This is a genomic window from Bradyrhizobium sp. UFLA03-84 (assembly GCF_002289535.1).
Classification (GTDB): Bacteria; Pseudomonadota; Alphaproteobacteria; order Rhizobiales; family Xanthobacteraceae; genus Bradyrhizobium; species Bradyrhizobium viridifuturi.
Window position 1 is genome coordinate 500,966 of sequence record NZ_NSJY01000014.1, and the last position, 20,182, is coordinate 521,147.

Genomic DNA, 20,182 nt, shown 5'->3' on the forward strand with positions numbered 1-20,182 from the left:
ATCAGGACATGTTTGTCGAGACAGGTGCGATCAGCGCCCCACGTATGCATTATGAGCAGGTCGTGCGCGATACGCTGGGTGTCGTATGGAGGCAGCGACGGCTCGTCATGGGAACTGTCGTGCTGGCACTGGCAGCCTTCCTGGTCGCGTTCATGTTTATGGCACCGCGTTACACCGGCGAAGCCATCATACAGCTCGACTTTGTCCGCAACGAAAATATGGCCGGCGAGAGGCTGCAATCGACAGCGGCCGTCGATGCGACTGCCGTCGTGGACAGCTCGGCGCGCATCATCCGGTCGCGCGGCACCGCCAGCGCGGTCGTGTCGGCATTGCGGCTCGACCAGGACCCCGAATACACGCGCCCGAGCCGCCTGGAGCGCGCGTTGTCCCATGTCTGGGCTCATCACACCTCAACGCCGCGCGAACTCGCGATCACGCGCCTCATGAAACAGATCACCGTTACCAACGATCCGCGGTCCTATTTGATCGCGATCGCCGTGACCACGTCGAACCCGGAGCGCGCGGCCAACTTGGCGAATTGGGTAGCGTCCGAATATCTGCGTGGGCGGCTGCGCGCGCAGACGACCGAGGCGTACGCTGCGGCCGAGCGGGAATTGGCCGGGCTTTCGGCCGTGTTGGGTCCGCGTCATCCCACCTATCTCAGCGCTCAAGCCAAACTCGAACGTCTGAAGGAGGTGGTGGAGGGCGCGGAGAAGGATGTCGCGTCCGACAACCAGGACGGCACGCCGGCGACTGACATGGTCAGGTTCGCTGCGGGTCAAACGCTGCTGCCCGCGGAGGCGGTGACGATCCCCTCCGGTCCCAACGGTCCGCTGCTGTTCGCGCTGACGTTCCTCGCTGCTCTGGTGCTCGGCGGTCTGCTGTCGTTGCTCGCCGAAAGACGCCAGCGACAAAGGTCTGCCCGTCCGCGGGGCCATTGAGGAGGTTGCCTCTCTCGGGCAATCGCTCCGCATCGCTCGTCGACGGCGACGAGCGATCAACGCCCACGGTTAGCTGCGGCGGCGGCCGATACGTTGATGCGCGATCGTCTGGCGCGGACCTCGGCATCGGTCATCGCGCATCGCGTCCGTTTGTGCGGCTTTCAGTTCGCGCGACATCCCGCCGGGATTACCCGGCGGGACATCAAACGGGAAGGCTTCGGCTATTTGCGAAGCCGGATCGCCCCGTCGATCTTCGAGCTCATGCCGTTGTGGCCGTGGCCGTTCGTGAGGGGCACTTCAAAATAGTTCGTCGTGTGCTCGATCGGGCCAAGTGGTGCCGGCCGGCTCGCTCTTGCGACCTTGGGAATTTCTCGCTTCGGCGGGAGAGGCCGCTCGGCGTCGGTGGCCTGGTGCGACGAACCGTGGCCATTCGACCAGGCCGCTGGGCGATGGTGCAAGCCCCAGATCGCTGCCTGCGTTCTATTCTGAACCCTGATCTTGCGAAGGATCGCCTTGATGTGAACCTTCACCGTGGCTTCGGCAATGTTGATCTTGCGGGCAATGCACTTGTTGGAATCGCCCTCGATCAGGCACTGCAGAATCGAGATTTCCCGCGGCGAAAGTTGCCGAGCGAGCCTGTCGTTCGCTTCCGCGGCAGCAGGATCGTCGTCATGAGGCACGGGTGCATCGTCTGCGTCGCGTTCCTCGGTGTCGAGTGCGGACGTCAGGAACGCCGGCGGAAAGACCGTGCCACCCATCATGACGAGTTCGATGGACTTGATGAACGCGTCACAATTCATCACGTCGATGAAGTACCCCGTGGCGCCTGCCCGAAGCGCGGCAGCCAGGTCGCTCACACGATATTGATCCGCGACGACGGCTACGCGTCCATCGGCGTGGCGGCGTGTGAAGGACTCGATCTGCTCGATTGTCGGGCGAAAATCGTCGCCGGTGTGAACAATGAGGAGCAGCAATGGCTGATTGGCTGCGGCCCTTTGGGGCGTGGCGACGCCAAGCAAATCGTCGGCGTCGGATATCGAAGTCAGGACTTGAAAACTCTCCGAGTTCAGAATTCTTGCAAGACCTTCTTTACGAAGACTATTTTCACCAACAAGTACAATAGCAAAAGGATATCGTCGTCTCATGGAAACTCTCCCGGACGCTACAATGAAACAATGGGCGGGTCGGCTGAAGCCGGCTCATTTTGTTGCTCATCACCCAGCTAAAAAAAGAAGTCGTATTCAAAACGCTTCCTCGGACTTGTCCGATCGAACGGGCGAATCTGAGGTCGAAAAAGTCTGAGCCCACTCTAAATATTTAAGAATGTTAGATGCTAATCCCCAATATCCCTATATACCTTTGGTTATAGTCATTGCCGGAGATGACGCTCGGCGTTTCAAATGTCGATCGTCATCAGAAAGAGCCGGCGGACCTCGTGGGACGCGCGCCGAGCACCTTTCGATGGGCACCCGCTTTGGGTGAGTGCTTCTGGACTTGCGATTACGCGTTGCTGAAATGTGTCCATTGACACACTTCAGGGCAGTAAATTCACGGGTCCCCCGCGACAACAAAACCTTACGAAAAAGCTTAAGATTGGAGTAGCTTATTAATCGATTGGGCGCCGAGCTGAACTGGAGGGATTGAGGATCGGTCGTAGATGCATTTCAGTCGTGTGGTGATTGCTAGCAGATATCCAGTTGTTTTATTGGGTCTGAATTGCCTGCTCGAAGCAGAACGTGATTTCAAGGTTGTCGCTCGTTGCAATGATACTGCGAGTTGTTTCGACGCAGTGAGGGGTCTAGCGCCCGACATAGCCATTTTGGACATGTCGATGCCTGATATCTTTGAGCAGGCAACGATCGACGTTGGCAATTGCGGAGCGCCTGCCGTGCGCTTCGTCTTTCTGGCTACCTCCATTGAGGATCGCGATCTGGCGATGCTGGCAGCGGCCGGTGCGTACGGCGTTATTCTCCACGACGAGGAGCCTGAGACCCTGATCCAGACATTACGTCAGGTCGCGGACGGCCAGAAGATGCTGCCGCCGCCCTCGGGGGAGGAGGCCATCTCCTGTTCGCAAACCGCGATGCCGGAGAAGTATCTCGCGATGCTGACGGAGCGCGAGCGTCAGATCATGAACCTGGTGTCGGAAGGCCTGTCGAACAAGGAGATTGGCCGCCGTTTGAAAGTGGCCGACGGTACCATCAAGGTTCACCTGCATCACATCTTCCGCAAGCTCGAGATCAGCAACAGGACCGTCCTGGCGACGCTCGCGGTCTCGTATGCCGGGCCAGGCGGCACGTAGCGATCGCGCGTCCCTTTAACGGAAGCCACCGCAGGCAGGTCATCGCTGCCGCTCGAACGCTAACGCATCAATGGCGATCGCTCGCGATCGCCGACGATGTCGGTTGCTGAGCAACCCCACGGACGTTGCAGCCTGAACCAACCGGGACAGCCGTGCTCATGCGTCGTGCGCATCTCGCGGTCTTTCCCACCCAGCGATCGACGGCGTCTTGCCTGCCGAATGGATTGCGCGCTCCGCTCGCCGCGGAGGACCCGCGCCGGCCCGGGCGCGGGCCTTCCTTTGCGACACCGACATCCCGTTGCTTCGACGATTGACAGCCAATTATTACATGTATAAAAATATGCAAATTCATATAATATGAGATGCCCGAATGGACGCGCATCCGCTCAAGCTCAGAGTGCAGTCGGTCGTTGCGGAGACGCCAGTCATTCGCAGCGTTGTGTTCGACGTGGAGGGCGGTGCTGTGCCGGACTGGCAAGCGGGCGCGCATATTCGCGTGCTGCTGCCGGGCGGGGGCGACCGGCCGTATTCCCTGATGGCGCTGCCTGATCTGCCCGAGGGCGCGGTTGCGCTCGGGGTGCTCCGTGAGGAGACGTCGGCCGGCGGTTCGCAGTTCATGCATGCCCTTCAGGTCGGCGACGTCATCCGGGCGAGCGCGCCGGTCAACAATTTCGGCCTTCACGAGGGATCCGCGCCGGCGTTGCTGGTTGCCGGCGGCATCGGCGTTACGCCGATCCTGTCGATGGCGGCCGAGCTGAAGGCGCAGGGGGCTCGATATCGCCTGCATTATGCCGGGCGGATGCCGGGGTTGCTGGCGTTCCTGCCGCAGTTGCAGGCGATCTGCTCGGACGGTTTGGCGATTCATTACGACAGCGACGAGTCCCGCCTCGATATCGCAGCAGTGCTCGGCGATGCGTCGGCGGACGCTCACGTCTATGTCTGCGGCCCGGCCGGCCTGATTGACGCGGTGAAGGCGGCGGCACTCGCCAGGGGCATTCCGGCGGACCGCATCCATTTCGAGCTGTTCAAGGCGGAGCAGCCGACGTCGCCGAACAAGCCGTTCGAGGTCGAACTCAAGTCGACGGGGCAGGTCATCACGGTCGCGACCGATCAGAGTATCATCCAGGCGCTGGAATCGGCCGGGCTCGACGTGCTCTACGACTGCCAGCGCGGTGATTGCGGCATCTGCCAGTGCGGCGTGATCGCCGGCGTGCCCGATCATCGCGACGTCATTCTCAGCGACGAGGAGAAGGCGTCCAACAAGGTCATGCAGATCTGCGTGTCGCGTGCGAAGTCGGAACGGCTGGTGTTGGATCTCTGAGCGGAGGCAAGAGGCGCCATGGCGAAATATGGAAAGAATCCCCGCGCGATCGGCGGGCTGGTGCGCGAGGCCGAGGTGCATCGCGACGTCTATGTCGATCCCGAGATCTTCGATCTCGAGATGGAGCATCTGTTTCCCAACAGCTGGATCTATGTCGGGCATGCCAGCCAGCTGGCGAAGGCCGGCGACTTCATCACCGCAAATGTCGGCCGGCAGCCGGTGGTGGCGAGCCGCCACACCGACGGCTCGATCCACCTGTTCTACAATCGCTGTCCGCACAAAGGCGTCAAGATCGCCTCCGAACCGTGCGGCAACACCGGAAAGTTCTTCCGCTGCCCCTATCACGCCTGGTCGTTCAAGACCGACGGCTCGCTGCTGGCGATCCCGCTGAAGAAGGGCTACGAGGGCACCGGATTCACCGACACCCAAGCGAACAATGGGCTGTCGCGGATCAAGAACGTCGTCGTCTACCGCGATTTCATTTTCGCGCGCCTGAGCGAAACCGGCGTCGGCTTCGCGGACTATTTCGGCGAAAGCCTCTCGACCATCGACAACATGGTCGACCGCTCGCCGGAGGGAAAGCTCGCCGTCGAGGCCGCGCCGATCCGCTACATGCACACCTGCAATTGGAAGATGCTGGTCGAGAACCAGACCGACACCTGCCATCCGATGGTGGCGCATGAGAGCTCGGCCGGCACCGCCATCAAGGTCTGGCAGCGCGAACAGGGCGCCTCCAAGGAAACGCCGATGGCGGTGCAGCTCTATGGGCCGTTCATGAGCCCGTACGAGTTCTACGAGCAGAGCGGCATCCGGATCTGGCCCAACGGCCATGGTCATACCGGCGTCGCCAATTCCATCCATTCCAACTATTCTGATATCGAGGGCTATCTCGGCCGGATGGTGGCGGCCTATGGCGAGAAGCGGGCCCACGAGATTCTGGGCGAGGTCCGGCACAACACGGTCTATTTCCCGAACATCATGGTGAAGGGCGCGGTGCAGATCCTGCGCAACTTCATCCCGATCGCAGTGGACAGGACGCTGGTGGAGAGCTGGGTCTATCGTCTGGTCGGCGCGCCCGACAAGCTCTACGAGCGCGCGCTGATGTACAACCGCTTCATCAACGCGCCGACCTCGATCGTCGGCCACGACGATCTCGAAATGTATGAGCGGGCGCAGGAAGGGTTGAAAACCAACGGCAATCAGTGGGTCAATCTGCGGCGGCTGTACGAGAGCAACGAGGAGGCTGATGTCACCGCGGTCATCAACGGCACCTCGGAGCGGCAGATGCGCAACCAGTTTCATGCCTGGGCCAAGTTCATGACCATGGATATGGTCGAGCCGGTCGAGGCCGCGGAATGATCAGCGAAAAAACCATCACCGATTTCGTCTATCGGGAAGCCGATCTGCTCGACACCATGCAGTGGCAGGCCTGGCTCGACCTGTTTCACCCGGAGGGGCGCTACTGGATGCCGCTGGAATGGCAACAGCAGGATCCGGTGCTGCAGCCGTCACTGATGTACGAGGACCTGCTGCTGATGAAGGTGCGTATCGAACGGCTGGCCGGCGAGCGCACCTTCAGCCAGAAGCCGAAGAGCCGCTGCCATCATCTGCTGCAGGCGCCGCAGATCATTGCCTGCGATCCGGCGGCCGGCATCTTCAAGGCGCGGACGTCCTTTATCTACACCGAAACGCGCGGCGACACGTTGGAGCGCTTTTCAGGATGGGCCTCGCACGATCTCGTTCAGGTCGGCGATGGCCTGAAGATCAAGCTCAAGCGCATCGATCTCGTGAATTTCGACGCGCCGTTCGGCAATATCCAGCTTTTCATGTGAGTGCGTCTTGACCACAGCGACCACAGTCTATGCCCGCTTCCGCGAGACCGCGCTCCGCCGGGGGGAAGCCAGCTTTCTCAACGTGCTGCCGGAGACGGCCGGGATCTACGGCATCGCCGCCGGGGAGATCTCGTACGAAACCATGCTCGGGCGGGTGGAGCGGTGGCGCGCGGCGTTTGCCGACCGCGGCTATGGTGCGGGCCATCGGGTCGGGCTTCTGCTGCAGAACCGGCCGATCTTCATCGAGCTGTGGTTTGCGTTGAACGCGCTCGGGGTCTCCGTGGTGCCGATCAACCCCGATCTGCGGGTCAGCGAGCTCGAATACATTATCGCCCATTCCGAGATGAATGCCGCCTTCGTCCTCGCCAAGCGGCACGACGAGGTCGAGACGGCGGCGCGCCAGGCCGGCCGGCCGATTCCGGTTGTGACCGATGACGGCGAAGTTCCGGGCCCGTTCGGCGGCGCGCGGCCGGCGAGCGCCGGCGACGGTGCGAGCGAATGCGCGCTGCTCTATACGTCGGGAACAACCGGCCAGCCCAAGGGCTGCGTGCTGACCAATACGTACTTCCTGTATTCGGGAGACTGGTATCGCGACGTCGGCGGGTTGATCGATCTGAGGCGTGACGGCGAGCGCATGATCACGCCGCTGCCGCTGTTCCACATGAACGCGATGGCGGTGTCGCTGATGGCGATGATGTCGGTCGGCGGCTGCCTGACGATGCTCGATCGCTTCCATCCGCGCAGCTGGTGGGCATCGGTGCGCGACAGCCGCGCGACCTGCCTGCATTATCTCGGCGTGATGCCCTCGATGCTGATGAGCGCGCCGCCATCTGATGAAGATCGCGCGCACACCGTGCGGTTCGGCTTCGGCGCCGGCGTCGACAAACTGCTGCACGCGCCGTTCGAGGCGCGCTTCGGCTTCCCGCTGCTCGAGGCCTGGGCGATGACCGAGACCGGGAGCGGCGGCGTGATCGCCGCCAATGCCGAGCCGCGCAAGGTCGGCACCAGCTGTTTCGGTCGTCCGGCGCCCGAAGTCGAGGTTCGGATCGTCGACGACGGCGGCAACGATGCGGCGGCGGGCGTGCCGGGCGAGCTGCTGGTGCGGCGGGCAGGGGATGATCCCCGCTACGGCTTCTTCAGGGAATACCTGAAGAATCCGGAAGCCACCACTGAAGCTTGGAAGGACGGTTGGCTGCATACCGGTGATATCGTCTCGCGCGATGCCGATGGCGATCTGCATTTCGTCGACCGCAAGAAGAACGTGATCCGCCGCTCCGGCGAGAACATCGCCGCGGTCGAGGTCGAGTCCGTGCTCAACCGCCATGGCGCGATCCGGCAGGCCGCGGTCGCAGCGACTCCCGACCAGGTGCGTGGCGATGAGGTCGCGGCCGTCATCATCGCGGAGCAGCCGGGGGCCGACCGCGCGCTCGCCGAGGAGATCGTGCGCTGGAGCCTGGAGCAGATGGCCTATTACAAGGCGCCGGGCTGGATCTGCTTTGTCGATCAACTGCCGCTGACCGCGACCGAGAAGATCCAGCGCGGCGGATTGAAGGATGTCGTCGCGAAGCTGATGCGTGAAGGCGCGTTCTTCGACCTTCGCGACCTCAAGCGGCGGCAGGAGTGACCCGTGCCGCTTGCAGGGAGCCGATCATGAGCCAGACCCGCACCACATTGATCACCGGAGGCAATTCGGGAATCGGCGAGGCGCTGGCGAAGAAGCTCGTCGCCGAAGGACAGCGGGTGGTTTCGGTCGGGCTTGAGGAACCTGCGTGGACCCATGATCTGCTCACCGCCTATCGCGCGGACCTGACCAGCCTCGCGGAGACGCGGGCCATCGCCGAGGAGATCACCCGCGATCACGCGGTCGACTGCCTCGTGCACAATGCCGGAATCATCCTGCCGAACCTGCTGGCCGATGCGAAGCCGGAGGACATCCTGACCCTGGCGCAGTTGCATCTGGGCGCGCCGATGCTGCTGACCCAGGCCGCGATGGACGGGATGCGCTCGCGGCGGTTCGGGCGGATCGTGTTCGTGAGTTCGCGCGCCGCGATGGGCGCGGTCACGCGCTCGGCCTATTCGGCGACCAAGGCCGGCGTGCACGGCATGGCGCGGACCTGGGCGCTGGAGCTGGCGTCGAGCGGGATCACGGTCAACGTCGTCGCGCCGGGCCCGATCCTGACCGACAATTTTTGGGGCATCGTCCCGAAGGGCTCCGAGCAGCAGGACAAGATGGCACGCAACGTTCCGGTCGGGCGGCTCGGCACGCGCGAGGACGTCGCGCATGCGATCAGCTTCTTCCTCGACGAGCGCTCGGACTTCGTCACCGGCCAGGTGCTCTATGTCTGCGGCGGCACCAGCCTAGCCGGCCTCGGTCCCTGAATCAGATCTGGTTCTGGCGGATGTTCTCGACCATCTTGGCCAGCACGCGGGCGCACACCTCGATCTCGTCGGGATCGATCCCGACGGTGAGGCGGTCGTAATTGTTCTCCATGATCGGCCAGATCTTGCGCAGCAGGGCCTCGCCCTCCGCCGTCAAGCCGACGACGCGGCGGCGCTGGTCTTCTTCCGCGATCTCGCGCTTGACCAGGCCCGATGTCACCATCGACTCGACCATGCGGCTCGCGGTCGACTGCTCGGTGACGGCCAGCACGGCGATCTCGTTGACCGTCAGGGTCTTGTAGATGAACAGCACCGACAGCGTCCGGAACACGACGTTGTTGATGTTGTGCTCGCTGAGATCGCGGTTCTGATCCAGGTTCCAGCGATTGGCGAGCCGGTTGAACAGATAGGGAATATAGCTCTGCAGCTGGTCCCGCGTCCGCGGTGGACCGGATTTCCATCTGCTCCTGGAGTCTTTGGCCATTATGTCTTGCGACCCTGCTTTTTGCTTTCGCTGCCGAGTTTCGAGGAGAGCGACCGCAACATCGACAGTGCCGTCTCCAGCTCCCGCGCTGGGATGCCTTCGAGCCGTTCGCTCAGGTGCCTCTTATGCACGTCGGCTGCCTTCCTGAACAGGGCCGCGCCCTTCGGCGTCACGCGCACGATGAACGAGCGGCGGTCTTCGCTCGACATCGCCTTGCTGATGAGGTCGTCGGCCAGCAGGCGCTGCACCAGGCCCGAGACATTGCCGCCGGACACTTTCAGGTTCTGCGACAACTGCCCGAGCGCGAGGCCATCCGGGTAACGATCGAGTTGCGCCAGCACGTCGAATTTCGCCAGCGACAACCCGAACTCCGAGCTCAGCATGGAATTCAACGACGCAAACAGCTCGCCATGCAGCGACAGCAGTTGCAGCCACAGCCTGGTTTCGACCTGCCCGAAGGCGGGAGCCGTGCTCCCCTTGAGGGCCGACGACGTCATGCGAAGCTCTTGATGGTCTGGATCACGCCGTCGAGTTCCTTGCCGGCGCTGTCCTTCAGCGCGGCTTCCCGCAGCCGGCGCGCCCAGTCGGCGGCATCCTCGCGCGGCGCGACCAGCTTGATCGCGGCCAGCGTCTTGTCGAATTTCGACAGGCCGCGGCTGTGGGTGTCGGAATAGCCTTTGACCAGGCGCCGGCATTGCAGGATCTCGACGCCCAACTGATAGTTCGCCTGCACGGCCTCTGTCGCGGCCTTGAGCCATTCGTCCCGGTGCGCCGTCTCGATGGCATGGCGCAGCGAGCGGCGGCGCATGCCGCGCAGTCCGCCGACGGCATAGAGCGCGACGAACCAGGGCAGCGAGTAGGTCTTGACCCGTCGTCCCTTGTTGACGCGGCGGTCGAGCCAGCCGACCAGGCCCGGCCTGTCGCCAAGCCAGCGGGCAAATCCCACCGGCAGCATGCCCATCACCTCTTCCATGCGGGGATGCATGAACTCGGTGGTATGCAGCACCTGGCCTCCGGACAGCTCGAGCTCGCCCTCGATCCGCGCGCGGCGGGCCGATCGGGTCTTGAGGTCGGCCACGCGGATGACGTCATCATAGGTCATGGCGTTGGCGAGATATTTTGCGGCGGCCTCGGTGAAGGCAAAATTTCGCTCGGCGCCATTGGCGCTGCGATCGGCGGCGTGGAGCCTGCCGAGGATGTCGAGATATTCGCCGCCATAGGCGACGTCCTGGAAATCGACCACCTTCTTCAGCCCGGCGCGGCCGATGGCCTGCGCGGCCGCGGGCAATTCCTGCGTCAGCCGGGCGGCGAGGCCGGCAAGACGGGGATCCAGAACAGCCGGCGAGGAGGGCGTCGTGGCCGTCTCCGATGGCGGAGGTGCCGCAACCTCCGGAGACTTCGACTGTACCCGGTCGAACGCGGCGTCGAACGCGCGGATGCTGGCCTGCGCGCCTTTCTCGCCGGCGCGGATCACGTCGAGATAGCTGTCGCGGCTGAAGCTCAGCACGCCGGCGCCTGCGAGTGCGCCGAACATCGCGGCTGAGATCACGCTGCCGTTGGCGATCGCCAGCGCATTCATGTCGAAGATGATCTCGGTCTTGGCGGCGATCCCGATGGCGCCGGTCACCGCGCCCTGGTCGGCGATGCCGTTGCCCGGCGCGATCTTCTCGCCGATCGCAAACGTCCGGTGATTGGATGCGATCAGCGTGGTGCGGTCCGGCGTCACCAGGCCGCGCAGGATCGAGCGGCCGGCTTCCATGAATTCCGCCGCCATCACCACGTCGACGTCGCCGGGCGTCGGCATCAGCGACAGGATCGGTTTGCGACCATCGAGCGGCGGCATCGCCTCGATATAATAGATCGTGGCGCCGGTGCGCTGGGCGACGCCGGGCACCGAGGTCGACTGTGCGACCCAGCCATGGTTCTCGGCGAGCTGGACGATCCAGTCGGTGAGGACGCCGCCGCCCTGGCCACCCATCGCGACGATCGCGATCGAGATCGGCCGCTCGGTCGCATCACCCGCGGCTGGAAGCGCCAGCTGGACGGTCTCGTCTCTCATGTCCAAATTCTCATGCCAAAGCCTCGAGCGCCGGCCGCCGGCGATCGCGTCGCCGCTGCAGCCAGCCGATCACGGCCATCGCGATCCCCGACTTGAACTTGTCCCAGCCGGTCGGATTGTGAATGACGTCGGCGCGGTAAAACGAGGGACACAGCACGGCTGCATCCGCGACCTCGCCGCAATTGCCGCAGCCGACGCAGGAATTGTCGATCGCCGCGACGGGATCGTCGCGCAGGGGATCGTCGAGCTGCTTGACCGAGAGCGACGGGCAGCCGGAGAGGCGGATGCAGGCGTGGTCGCCGGTGCAGACATCCTCGTCGACGCCGAACCGTTCCTTGACGGTGCGGACGCCGTCCTTGATCGCCTTGCTGATCTGCGGCTTCACGCGGCGCTGCTTGTTCAGCATGCATTCGGAGGAGGCGACGATGACCTTCGGGCCTTGCTCCTTGGTGGTCAGCGCTTCCTTCAGCGTGTCGCGCATCCGGCCGACATCGTAGGTGCGGTCGATCTGCCGGACCCATTGCCCGCCGATGCCCTTCACGGCCTGCACGATCGAGTTGTTGGTGTTGCGCCGCTTGCTCACCGCGCGCGACGACAGGATGTCCTGACCGCCGGTCGCCGAGGTGTAGTAATTGTCGACGATGACGAAGACGCCGTCATGCTTGTTGAAGACGGCGTTGCCGATGCCGCTGGTCAGCCCGTTGTGCCAGAAGCCGCCGTCGCCCATCACGGCGATCGAGCGCTTGTCGGCCTTGACGTTGAAGGCCGAGGTCGAGGCCGGGCCGAGGCCGAAACCCATCGTCGTGGCGCCGATGTTGAAGGGCGGCAGGATCGAGAACAAATGACAGCCGATGTCGGCGGAGACGTGGTGTTCGCCGAGCTCGCTTTCGACCAGCTTCATGGCGGCGAAGATCGGCCGCTCCGGACAGCCGGTGCAAAGCCCGGGCGGACGCGCCGGCACGACCTGCTTCAGCTTCTCGACCTCGGGATGGCTGAGCACGGTGCTTGCGTCCGGCGCCGGCGGCCGGTTGCCGAGCAGCCGCGGCTCGGTCTTCTCGAGGAACTCGCGCACGCCTCCGAGCAGCACCTGCGCGGTATAGTCGCCGCCCATCGGCAGCACGTCCTTGCCGTGGACGCGGGCCTGGATATCCCTGCGGCGCAGTACCGTATTGATCGCCTGCTCCAGATATTCCGGCTGGCCTTCCTCGACGATCAGGACGGCGTCCTTGTCGAGGCAGAACTCCGCGACCTCGGTGTCGATCACGGGGTAGGTGACGTTCATGACGTAGAGCGGGATCTGGGTGTTGCCATAGGCATCCGACAGCCCGAGATATTGCAGCGCGCGGATGACGTTGTTGTACATCCCGCCCTGCATGATGATGCCGACCTTGCCCTGTTTCGGTCCCATCCATTCATTCAGCCTGTTGTCCCGGACGAAGTTGATGGCCGCGGGCATCCGCGTTTTGATCTTCTCCTGCTCATGCTCGTAGGCCGCCGGCGGCAGCACGATGCGGCCGACGTCGCGCTTCGGATTGTTCAGGGCGTCCTTGATGGTGTGCGCCGGCCTGACATTGTCCTTGCAGGCAAAGCTTCCATGCATGTGGCAGGCACGGACGCGCACCTCCAGCATGACGGGGGTGTTCGAGACTTCCGAGAGCTCAAAGCCCTTCTCGATCAGATTGACGATGCATTCATGGTCGGGGCGCGGATCGAGCAGCCAGATCTGCGATTTCATCGCAAAGGCATGGGTGCGCTCCTGCATGATCGATGAGCCTTCGCCGTAATCCTCGCCGACGATGATCATGGTGCCGCCGGTGACGCCGCCGGAGGCGAGATTGGCCAGTGCGTCGGAGGCGACATTGGTGCCGACCGTCGACTTCCACGCCACCGCGCCGCGCAGCGGATACATCACCGAAGCCGACAGCATCGCCGCGGCCGCCGCTTCGTTGGCGGAGCTCTGGAACACGACACCGAGATCGTCGAGCACGTCCTTGGCGTCGGCCAGCACGTCCATCAGATGCGAGATCGGCGAGCCCTGATAGCCGCCGACATAGGCGACGCCGGATTGCAGCAGCGCCTTGGTGATGGCGAGGATGCCTTCGCCGCGGAAGGTGTCGCCGTCGCCGAGCCGGAGATCCTCGACTTCACGAGCAAAAGACCGTTCAGCCATTGCACCCTCCAGAAATATGCGATAGCATACGTTTACATGTAAAGTAAGTCAACGCTGCGAGTGCCGTCCGACTTTGTAGATCGTCTGCTCCGAACGGCGACCGAGCCAGCGACAGGGTAGGGCCAATGCTGAAGCTGCCGCGCTTTAGAGCCGCCGCCGTCCAGGCTTCACCTGTATATCTCAATGCAAGCGCCACCGCCGACAAGGCTGCCTCACTGGTGCGTGAGGCGGCGGCGAACGGCGCGCGGCTGGTCGCATTCCCTGAAGTGTTCGTGCCCGGCTATCCCTATTGGAACTGGATCACCGATCCCGTCACCGGAAGCGCCTGGTTCGAGAAGCTCGTCAAGGCATCGGTGCTGGTGCCGGGCCCCGAGATCGACATCGTTCGCAAGGCCGCGCGCGATGCCGGATGCTACGTCGTCCTTGGCGTCAACGAGCGCAGCCCGGTGTCGCTCGGCGCGATCTACAACACGCTGGTGTTCATCGGCCCGGATGGAACGCTGCTCGGCAAGCACCGCAAGCTGGTGCCGACCTGGGCGGAGAAGCTGACCTGGACCGGCGGCGACGGATCGAGCCTGCGCGTCTATGACACCGAGATCGGGCGCCTCGGTGGGCTCGCCTGCGGCGAGAACACCAACACGCTCGCGCGCTTTGCGCTGCTCGGGCAGGGCGAGCTGGTTCACGTCGCGAGCTACATTTCGCTGCCCGTCGCGCCGCCCGACTACGACATGGCGGAAGCGATCAAGCTGCGCGCCATTGCCCATTCCTTCGAAGGAAAGATCTTCACGATCGTGTCCTGCTCGACCGTGTCGGAGGAGATCATTGCGGCGATGCACACCGTCGTGCCCGATGCGCGGGCGCGCCTGCAGCGCAAGTCGAGCGCATTCTCCGGCGTGATCGGTCCGGACGGCCGTCTCGTCGGCGAGCCGCTGATCGACGATGAAGGCATCGTCTATGCCGACATCGATCTCGAGCGCTGCATCCAGCCGAAGCAGATGCACGACATCGTCGGGCACTACAACCGGTTCGATATTTTCGATCTCAGGGTCAACCGCCGTCCGCAGGCGCCGCTCGGTCTTGCGGAAGGCGAAGGCCAGGCAGCTGATGTCGCGGAGCAGGCGAACTTCGTCTCAATTCCAGGCAGGACGGAATGATGCGGCGCCACGACGCGCGAACCTTCCGCACCGTCGTCCTGGCGAAAGCCAGGACCCATTACCCCGAATGGTCATCGTCGAGCGATCCGCGGCCACGATCCCTTTTACAATCGAATGCGGTGGTCATGGGCCCTGGCTTTCGCCAGGACGACAGCGTTGAATGCCGCGGAGCAGGCGAGCTTCACATCAATTCTCGGCAGGACGGAGTGATGGAACGCCACGAAGCGCGAACTCTCCTCACCGTCGTCCTGGCGAAAGCCAGGACCCATTACCCCGACTGGTCATCGGCGAGCGATCCGCGGCCACGATCCCCTTCACAATCGAATACGGTGGTTATGGGTCCTGGCTTTCGCCAGGACGACAGCGGTGGATATAGCGACGGGACTACATGAAACCGGACGTCACGAGACAAGAATTGGAGGACAGCATGGGCGAGAACATCATCGGCCGGGCCAATGTCGAGGACACTCCGGAGCTCAAGGCCTATTACAAGGATCTCGAGAAGTTCGAGGCGGGCGCGCTGTGGACGGTCGCGAACAAGATCGAACCGTGGCAGCCGCAGTCGGCGTCCGTTCCGGTGCTCTGGCGCTACAGCGATCTGCGCGCGCACGTGCTGCGCTCGGTGGAACTGGTCTCGCCCGAGAAGGCGGGCCGGCGCGTGATCTACCTCAACAATCCCGGTCGCCGTGACGTGTCGGCCGCGGTCGGCTGGCTCTATTCGGGCTTGCAGGTCATGCACCCCGGTGAAGTGGCATCGGCTCATGCGCATTCGGCTTCGGCCCTGCGCTTCATCATGGAAGGGGCGGGCGCCTACACCATCGTCGACGGTCACAAGATGACGCTCGGCGCGCGGGACTTCGTGCTGACGCCGAACGGCACCTGGCACGAGCATGGCGTCGAGGCCAACGGTTCGGTCTGCATCTGGCAGGACGGGCTCGACATTCCGCTCGTCAACGCGCTGGAGGCCAATTTCTTCGTCGTGCACCCCAAGATCCAGCAGGAGGAGTCCGGCTACCCCATCGACGACATGACCAAGACCTGGGGCAATCCCGGTCTTCGGCCGGCGGGCTCGCGGTGGTCGAACGGCTATTCGCCGATGTTCAAATATGAGTGGGAGCCGACCTACGAGTCGCTGCTGAAATATGCCGCCGCGACCGACGGATCGCCCTATGACGGCATCCTGATGAACTACGTCAATCCGGTCACCGGCGGCCATGTGATGCAGACCATCGGCGCCAGCATGCAGATGCTGCGGCCGGGCGAGAAGACCAGGTCGCACCGGCACACCGGCAGCTTCGTCTACCAGGTCGCCAAGGGGCACGGTTATTCCGTGATCGGCGGTCAGCGGTTCGAGTGGCAGGAGCGCGATATCTTCTGCGTTCCGTCCTGGGCCTGGCATGAGCACGGCAACGCCTCGGAAAGCGAGGACGCCTGCCTGTTCTGCTTCAACGATCTGCCCGTCATCGAGGGGCTCGGCCTCTACCGGGAAGAGGCCTATGGCGACAATGCCGGCCATCAGCCGGTCGCGGCCTGACATTCTTGCGCAGAATTCAACCCGAATAACCGGATCGAGCTTTCATGCGTCTTGTCACCTACACCTTGGGCTCCGGCGGCGCCCGCCTCGGGGTCGTCGTTAACGGATTGGTCGTCGATGTCGAGCGCCTCGGCGCGGCGCGCGGCGTTGCCTGGCCGGCCGACATGCTGTCCTTCATCGATAACGCCGTCACGCTGCTGCCGGCGTTGAAGCAGTGCCTGGACAGCGCCAACGGTAGCCTGCCGGCCGGTGCAGCCGTTCCGATCGAGGATGTGAAGCTGCAGGCACCGATCCCGCGCCCGCGCAAGAACATCTTCGGCATCGGGCTGAACTACCGTGCGCATGTTGCGGAGTCCGCCAAGAGCCTGGACACCGACAAGGACCTGCCGAAGCAGCCGGTCGTGTTCTCCAAGCCGCCGACCTCGGTGATCGGGCCGGGCGCGGCGATCCAGCACAATGCCGGCATGACCCAGCAGCTCGACTGGGAGGTCGAGCTCGCGGTCATCATCGGCAAGACCGCGACCCGCATCCCGGTCGAGAAGGCGATGGATCACGTGTTCGGCTATTCCGTGATGATCGACATCTCCGCGCGCGACAATCGCCGCGCCGGGCAGTGGATCTTCTCCAAGGGCATGGATACCTACGCGCCGTTCGGCCCCTGCATCGTGACCGCGGATGAGATTCCCGATCCGCATGATCTCAGACTCTGGCTGACCAAGAACGGCGTCATGAAGCAGGACTCCAACACCAAATACATGATCTTCGATATTCCGGCTTTGATCGCCGACATCTCGTCGGGCATGACGCTCGAACCGGGCGACATCATCGCGACCGGAACGCCTGAGGGCGTCGGTGCCGGCATGAGCCCGCAGGAATGGCTGTGGCCCGGCGACGTGGTGGAGGCCGGCGTCGATGGCGTTGGCGTCATCCGCCACCCGGTCGTCGCGATCTGATGACGTCATTCTCGTTCGATCGCGAGCTGAGGTTCGGCGATTGCGATCCGTCGGGGATCGCCTATTTTCCGTCCTACCTCAACATCCTCAACGGCGTGGTTGAGGAGTTCTGGTCGACGATCGGGTTCTCCTGGCCGGAGCTGATCACGATCCGGAAGATCGGGACGCCGACGGTGCATTTGACCTGTGATTTCTCGCGGCCGTCGAAGTTCGGCGACCGCCTGTGGTTCGGCCTGCACATCGTTAAGATCGGCCGCGCGTCGCTCCATCTGTCGCATGTGGTCACGGGCGCGGATGGCCTGCGCTGGCGCGCGCAACAGATCCTGGCCGCGACGTCGCTTATCGACCATCACGCGATCCCGTGGCCCGACGACGTTCGCGCGGCGCTCATGTCGCATCTGCAAGCCGGCGAGGAGGCGGCGGCATCATGATCTCGCTGTTCATGACGTTCTCCGATCCGACAGGCGGGCGGCGAATTGATGTGGACGATCTTGCGGCTGTGGTCGCCATGGTCGGGTCGATCCCGGGGATGGCCGAGGGCCTGCTGTTTACGCCGCTGGAGCAGTCGGTCGATCATCCCTACAAGGCCGACGGGGCCGGGCCGGTCTTTGCGCTCCAGCTGCATTTTCCGGACCTGTTTGCGTGCGAGGCCGCGATCGATCGTGACGGCGTGCTTGCAGATCTTGCAGCAGGTCGCGGACTGCCGAGCCTCGCCGGATTGGACGTGACACACCAGGCAATGGTGACGCGCGCTTTTCCGGTCGACGACGCCACGCATGCGGGCGGCACGGTGACGCCGTGCAGCTACCTCGTGCATTATCCCGGGCCGGCCGAGGACATGAACGCCTGGAATTTGCATTATTTGGAGCATCATCCGTCGATCATGCGGACCTTCCCCGGCGTCCGCCAGATCGAGATCTACACGCGGGTCGATTGGGTCGACCGGTTGCCGTCGCAGCGGGTCGAGTACATGCAGCGCAACAGGCTGATGTTCGACAGCCCGCAGGCCCTTGCGCGCGCGCTGGGCTCCGACGTGATCAAGCGGATGCGCGCCGACTTCGTCCAGTTTCCGCCCTTCGCGGGCGGCAACAAGCATTTCCCGATGTTGACGCGGGTGGTGCGGCCAGCCGCGTGATGAGATAAAAACCCAGGCCGTTGCGCCTCAGTCCGACGGGAGCCGCGAGAATCGGAAATTGCAGTGGCTCGCGCCGCCGGCCAATGTCTGCGTTCTTTCCAGGCGGATGCCTCGCGTTGCATAGGCGTCGAAATCAAGCCCGCAAATGTTCGGCAGGATTTCCTTGTCTCCATGGCGAGCCGCGAACTTGCAAAAGCCGCAAGCCCTGTAATTGATGCCGAATTCAAACTCGTCGCCCGGACCTGGTTCGACGAAATCGTAGACGAAATCTTCCGGGAACTCCTTCTGATGGCTCTCTGTCGCGCTTTCTATCGCCTGTTCGCGCAGCAAGGCCTGATTCTCTGACGACATGAATTGACGCCCTGAGGCAAGGCGTGCCGCCTCGGGCTCCCCGAGCAATTGCGCCTTGTAGGTTTCCCGTTCGATTTCGCCGATCACCGGAGGCGGAACGCCGTGCCGCCGCAGCACCCGGCTGATGGCCATGAAGCCGGTGAGACGCATGAAGAAATCAGTCATGCGACTTGCCGCACCTCCGACATACGGCATTTGGGTGAGCACGATCTGGAATTCGCCCATCACCTCCTGCCGAACTCGGTCGACATCGGTGAGATGCGCGCGCTCGCGCAACATCGCTTCGGCGAGGTCGAGGCGATGGCGCATGGCGGCCTCCATGGCGCCGCGATACTGCTCATAGAACGGATGGATGGTCTCGGCCATTGGACACCTGAATCAGTGGATCATTGCGAAGTCGAGGAAGCTGGTTTCATGCGGCGGCGATCGCCTCGATTTCCAGCAACCATTTGCTGTCGACGGTCTCGGCGATCATGACCGTCAGCGCGGGCTGATGCTCCCCGAGCATCCTGCGACGAACGGTGCGGTTGGCCACGAGCTGATCCCGATCGGTCAGGAACGTGGTCACCCTGACCAGATGCTCGACGCGAAGGCCGGCGGCGGCGAGCACCTCGATGACATTGCGCCAGGCCTGCTCGCATTGGGCCTCGAAGCCCTCGGGCACGGTTCCGTCGCATCTCTCAGGCACCTGGCCGCTGATGAAGAGCAGGCGGCGATGCTGCGTCAGTTCAAGTCCCATGCAGTACCCGCCGGCGGGCGGGTGGACCGTTGCGGGATTGTGGCTGACGATGTGAGCTGCGGGCATGGGTGTCTCCGGATTGCGGCCTGACCGTATCCGGCTGTGTCGCCGCGGCGCAAAGCATGTTTGCTGCGGTTCAACGCAAGAAAATCTATTGCAAGGCCACCGCCTGTCGGTGTCAAACTCCCGCGCGATGACCTACGCCCTGCCACCTCTCAACGCGCTCCGTGCCTTCGAGGCCGCTGCGCGGCATCTCAGTTTCAAACTGGCCGCGCACGAGCTGCACGTGACGCCTGCCGCCGTGGGGCAGCAGGTGAAAGCGCTGGAGGCGCGTCTCGGCGTGCAGTTGTTCGAGCGGCTGCATAAGCAACTGATCCTGACTGCGGCCGGGCAGGCCTATTTGCCGGGAATCTCCGAAGGCTTTCGCCATATCGCGGACGCGACCTCGCAATTGAAACCGGCGGCTGCGGTGCTGCTGCAATTGGGGGTCCATGGCAGCTTCGACCTGCGCCGCCTCAAATTGGCGGAGTTTCGCAGTGCGCATCTGGAAATCGGTCTGCAGGTGCTGCAGCCCGCGGGCTTGCACGAGTTGGTCGAGGGCAAGGTCGACCTCCTGATCGTCCGCGGCCTTGGCCACCATCCGGGCTATCGTTGCGACCGGCTCAACGAGGGATCCGGTTTGGGGGATTGGCTGATTGCGCCTGAAGGCACCGCAGATTGTCCCGAGGTCGTCAGCTTCCGCGAATGGCTGCGCGCCGTGCTGCTCGAGAACCCGCTCGCAAACCAACGCCGCCCTCGTCTGGTCGGATAGCGGACCTGCGCTGCGAT

20 protein-coding genes are annotated in these 20,182 nt (G+C 63.6%); 13 read left to right on the forward strand and 7 right to left on the reverse strand.

Features of this window, described 5'->3' with window-relative positions:
• Positions 1 to 8 precede the first annotated feature (8 nt).
• Complete coding sequence (locus tag CK489_RS23870; RefSeq protein ID WP_158226497.1) at positions 9 to 941, forward strand: Wzz/FepE/Etk N-terminal domain-containing protein; 933 nt, start codon at positions 9 to 11, stop codon at positions 939 to 941.
• A 221-nt stretch (positions 942 to 1,162) separates the two neighbouring features.
• Here CK489_RS23870 and CK489_RS23875 read toward each other — a convergent pair whose 3' ends face one another.
• Positions 1,163 to 2,086 (reverse strand): response regulator transcription factor, encoded by a 924-nt coding sequence (locus CK489_RS23875; protein ID WP_095734035.1) that lies wholly within the window; start codon positions 2,084 to 2,086, stop codon positions 1,163 to 1,165.
• A gap of 686 nt (positions 2,087 to 2,772) precedes the next feature.
• Here CK489_RS23875 and CK489_RS23880 point away from each other — a divergent pair.
• The 6 genes from CK489_RS23880 to CK489_RS23905 all read left to right on the forward strand — a co-directional run bounded on the left by CK489_RS23880 (position 2,773) and on the right by CK489_RS23905 (position 8,775).
• A complete protein-coding gene (locus CK489_RS23880; protein WP_244486187.1) occupies positions 2,773 to 3,243 on the forward strand; it encodes a LuxR C-terminal-related transcriptional regulator in 471 nt (156 codons plus the stop codon).
• 370 nt (positions 3,244 to 3,613) lie between these two features.
• Positions 3,614 to 4,564, forward strand: coding sequence for a PDR/VanB family oxidoreductase (locus CK489_RS23885; RefSeq protein WP_095734036.1), 951 nt, complete (start codon positions 3,614 to 3,616; stop codon positions 4,562 to 4,564).
• 18 nt (positions 4,565 to 4,582) lie between these two features.
• On the forward strand, positions 4,583 to 5,923 hold the full coding sequence (locus CK489_RS23890; protein ID WP_095734037.1) for an aromatic ring-hydroxylating dioxygenase subunit alpha: 1,341 nt from the start codon (positions 4,583 to 4,585) through the stop codon (positions 5,921 to 5,923).
• Positions 5,920 to 6,396 (forward strand): aromatic-ring-hydroxylating dioxygenase subunit beta, encoded by a 477-nt coding sequence (locus CK489_RS23895; protein ID WP_050628948.1) that lies wholly within the window; start codon positions 5,920 to 5,922, stop codon positions 6,394 to 6,396. Before CK489_RS23890 ends, CK489_RS23895 begins: the two co-directional genes overlap by 4 nt.
• 7 nt (positions 6,397 to 6,403) lie before the next feature.
• Positions 6,404 to 8,020, forward strand: coding sequence for an ATP-dependent acyl-CoA ligase (locus tag CK489_RS23900; RefSeq protein ID WP_198961006.1), 1,617 nt, complete (start codon positions 6,404 to 6,406; stop codon positions 8,018 to 8,020).
• Positions 8,021 to 8,046: 26 nt separating this feature from the next.
• The gene (locus CK489_RS23905) at positions 8,047 to 8,775 is read left to right on the forward strand and encodes an SDR family NAD(P)-dependent oxidoreductase (protein WP_095734038.1); all 729 of its coding nucleotides are present in this window, start codon (positions 8,047 to 8,049) and stop codon (positions 8,773 to 8,775) included.
• 1 nt (position 8,776) lies between these two features.
• Here the strand turns inward: CK489_RS23905 and CK489_RS23910 are convergent, their stop codons facing one another.
• From CK489_RS23910 to CK489_RS23925, 4 genes are read right to left on the reverse strand one after another with little or no spacing between them, the layout of a single operon-like run.
• On the reverse strand, positions 8,777 to 9,259 hold the full coding sequence (locus CK489_RS23910) for a MarR family winged helix-turn-helix transcriptional regulator (RefSeq protein ID WP_095734039.1): 483 nt from the start codon (positions 9,257 to 9,259) through the stop codon (positions 8,777 to 8,779).
• Positions 9,259 to 9,756: a MarR family winged helix-turn-helix transcriptional regulator gene (locus tag CK489_RS23915; RefSeq protein ID WP_095734040.1), complete on the reverse strand. Its 498-nt coding sequence runs from the start codon at positions 9,754 to 9,756 to the stop codon at positions 9,259 to 9,261. Before CK489_RS23915 ends, CK489_RS23910 begins: the two co-directional genes overlap by 1 nt.
• Positions 9,753 to 11,318: an indolepyruvate oxidoreductase subunit beta family protein gene (locus tag CK489_RS23920; protein ID WP_095734041.1), complete on the reverse strand. Its 1,566-nt coding sequence runs from the start codon at positions 11,316 to 11,318 to the stop codon at positions 9,753 to 9,755. The genes CK489_RS23915 and CK489_RS23920 overlap by 4 nt, the downstream gene beginning before the upstream one ends.
• A gap of 10 nt (positions 11,319 to 11,328) precedes the next feature.
• On the reverse strand, positions 11,329 to 13,488 hold the full coding sequence (locus CK489_RS23925; RefSeq protein WP_095734042.1) for a thiamine pyrophosphate-dependent enzyme: 2,160 nt from the start codon (positions 13,486 to 13,488) through the stop codon (positions 11,329 to 11,331).
• A 125-nt stretch (positions 13,489 to 13,613) separates the two neighbouring features.
• On the opposite strand from CK489_RS23925, the gene CK489_RS23930 reads away from it, so the two are divergent.
• The 5 genes from CK489_RS23930 (at position 13,614) to CK489_RS23950 (ending at position 18,264) form a co-directional block, all read left to right on the forward strand.
• Positions 13,614 to 14,642, forward strand: coding sequence for a carbon-nitrogen hydrolase family protein (locus tag CK489_RS23930; protein WP_095734043.1), 1,029 nt, complete (start codon positions 13,614 to 13,616; stop codon positions 14,640 to 14,642).
• A gap of 427 nt (positions 14,643 to 15,069) precedes the next feature.
• The gene (locus tag CK489_RS23935) at positions 15,070 to 16,176 is read left to right on the forward strand and encodes a cupin domain-containing protein (protein ID WP_095734044.1); all 1,107 of its coding nucleotides are present in this window, start codon (positions 15,070 to 15,072) and stop codon (positions 16,174 to 16,176) included.
• Positions 16,177 to 16,220: 44 nt separating this feature from the next.
• A complete protein-coding gene (locus CK489_RS23940) occupies positions 16,221 to 17,129 on the forward strand; it encodes a fumarylacetoacetate hydrolase family protein (protein ID WP_095734045.1) in 909 nt (302 codons plus the stop codon).
• Entirely contained in the window at positions 17,129 to 17,560 is a 432-nt protein-coding gene (locus tag CK489_RS23945; RefSeq protein ID WP_095734046.1) for an acyl-CoA thioesterase, read from the forward strand. Before CK489_RS23940 ends, CK489_RS23945 begins: the two co-directional genes overlap by 1 nt.
• Entirely contained in the window at positions 17,557 to 18,264 is a 708-nt protein-coding gene (locus CK489_RS23950) for an EthD family reductase (RefSeq protein ID WP_095734047.1), read from the forward strand. Before CK489_RS23945 ends, CK489_RS23950 begins: the two co-directional genes overlap by 4 nt.
• A gap of 27 nt (positions 18,265 to 18,291) precedes the next feature.
• On the opposite strand, the gene CK489_RS23955 is transcribed toward CK489_RS23950, so the two are convergent.
• Complete coding sequence (locus tag CK489_RS23955; protein ID WP_095734048.1) at positions 18,292 to 18,981, reverse strand: L-2-amino-thiazoline-4-carboxylic acid hydrolase; 690 nt, start codon at positions 18,979 to 18,981, stop codon at positions 18,292 to 18,294.
• Between the two features lie 46 nt (positions 18,982 to 19,027).
• Positions 19,028 to 19,420 carry a RidA family protein gene (locus tag CK489_RS23960; protein WP_095734049.1) on the reverse strand — a complete coding sequence of 131 codons (393 nt, stop codon included), beginning with the start codon at positions 19,418 to 19,420 and terminating at the stop codon, positions 19,028 to 19,030.
• Between the two features lie 127 nt (positions 19,421 to 19,547).
• Here CK489_RS23960 and CK489_RS23965 point away from each other — a divergent pair, with 127 nt between their 5' ends.
• The gene (locus CK489_RS23965; RefSeq protein WP_050628956.1) at positions 19,548 to 20,165 is read left to right on the forward strand and encodes a LysR family transcriptional regulator; all 618 of its coding nucleotides are present in this window, start codon (positions 19,548 to 19,550) and stop codon (positions 20,163 to 20,165) included.
• Positions 20,166 to 20,182 lie beyond the last annotated feature (17 nt).

Bases quoted from the DNA above. Each gene is read 5' to 3' on its own strand.
- CK489_RS23870 (WP_158226497.1), top strand. From the start codon at position 9: ATGTTTGTCGAGACAGGTGCGATCAGCGCCCCACGTATGCATTATGAG.
- CK489_RS23875 (WP_095734035.1), bottom strand. From the start codon at position 2,086: ATGAGACGACGATATCCTTTTGCTATTGTACTTGTTGGTGAAAATAGT.
- CK489_RS23880 (WP_244486187.1), top strand. From the start codon at position 2,773: ATGCCTGATATCTTTGAGCAGGCAACGATCGACGTTGGCAATTGCGGA.
- CK489_RS23885 (WP_095734036.1), top strand. From the start codon at position 3,614: ATGGACGCGCATCCGCTCAAGCTCAGAGTGCAGTCGGTCGTTGCGGAG.
- CK489_RS23890 (WP_095734037.1), top strand. From the start codon at position 4,583: ATGGCGAAATATGGAAAGAATCCCCGCGCGATCGGCGGGCTGGTGCGC.
- CK489_RS23895 (WP_050628948.1), top strand. From the start codon at position 5,920: ATGATCAGCGAAAAAACCATCACCGATTTCGTCTATCGGGAAGCCGAT.
- CK489_RS23905 (WP_095734038.1), top strand. From the start codon at position 8,047: ATGAGCCAGACCCGCACCACATTGATCACCGGAGGCAATTCGGGAATC.
- CK489_RS23910 (WP_095734039.1), bottom strand. From the start codon at position 9,259: ATGGCCAAAGACTCCAGGAGCAGATGGAAATCCGGTCCACCGCGGACG.
- CK489_RS23915 (WP_095734040.1), bottom strand. From the start codon at position 9,756: ATGACGTCGTCGGCCCTCAAGGGGAGCACGGCTCCCGCCTTCGGGCAG.
- CK489_RS23920 (WP_095734041.1), bottom strand. From the start codon at position 11,318: ATGAGAGACGAGACCGTCCAGCTGGCGCTTCCAGCCGCGGGTGATGCG.
- CK489_RS23925 (WP_095734042.1), bottom strand. From the start codon at position 13,488: ATGGCTGAACGGTCTTTTGCTCGTGAAGTCGAGGATCTCCGGCTCGGC.
- CK489_RS23930 (WP_095734043.1), top strand. From the start codon at position 13,614: ATGCTGAAGCTGCCGCGCTTTAGAGCCGCCGCCGTCCAGGCTTCACCT.
- CK489_RS23935 (WP_095734044.1), top strand. From the start codon at position 15,070: ATGGGCGAGAACATCATCGGCCGGGCCAATGTCGAGGACACTCCGGAG.
- CK489_RS23940 (WP_095734045.1), top strand. From the start codon at position 16,221: ATGCGTCTTGTCACCTACACCTTGGGCTCCGGCGGCGCCCGCCTCGGG.
- CK489_RS23945 (WP_095734046.1), top strand. From the start codon at position 17,129: ATGACGTCATTCTCGTTCGATCGCGAGCTGAGGTTCGGCGATTGCGAT.
- CK489_RS23950 (WP_095734047.1), top strand. From the start codon at position 17,557: ATGATCTCGCTGTTCATGACGTTCTCCGATCCGACAGGCGGGCGGCGA.
- CK489_RS23955 (WP_095734048.1), bottom strand. From the start codon at position 18,981: ATGGCCGAGACCATCCATCCGTTCTATGAGCAGTATCGCGGCGCCATG.
- CK489_RS23960 (WP_095734049.1), bottom strand. From the start codon at position 19,420: ATGCCCGCAGCTCACATCGTCAGCCACAATCCCGCAACGGTCCACCCG.
- CK489_RS23965 (WP_050628956.1), top strand. From the start codon at position 19,548: ATGACCTACGCCCTGCCACCTCTCAACGCGCTCCGTGCCTTCGAGGCC.